1 protein-coding gene is annotated in these 245 nt (G+C 40.0%); it reads left to right on the top strand.

What is annotated here, in order from left to right; genetic code table 11:
- The coding region (locus tag AAEY72_RS15975) for a D-alanyl-D-alanine carboxypeptidase family protein (RefSeq protein WP_352311638.1) at nt 1–245 on the top strand (245 nt) is incomplete at both ends.

Below are 245 nucleotides of genomic sequence, written 5' to 3'. Positions count from 1 at the left end.
CCATTTAGGCACCGATTTAGATGTGTTTGATAAAGCTGCGGTAAGTGATGATTATAAACTACAGCTAACACCTGATGAATACCTGCAAAGTGGGCCGTTTGCGCCTTTAAGTAATTGGCTTGATACTAACTTAGATAAATTTGGCTTTTATCGCCCTTACCAGCATGATTTAGGTGGTGTCGCACCTGAGCTTTGGCATATAAGCCATATTAAGCAATCGCAATTATTAGTGAATAAGCTTAGCG

It is taken from the genome of Psychrobacter sp. W2-37-MNA-CIBAN-0211, from assembly GCF_040309405.1.
GTDB classification, from domain to species: Bacteria; Pseudomonadota; Gammaproteobacteria; order Pseudomonadales; family Moraxellaceae; genus Psychrobacter; species Psychrobacter glaciei.
This window is presented reverse-complemented; position numbering and strand designations above follow the sequence as displayed.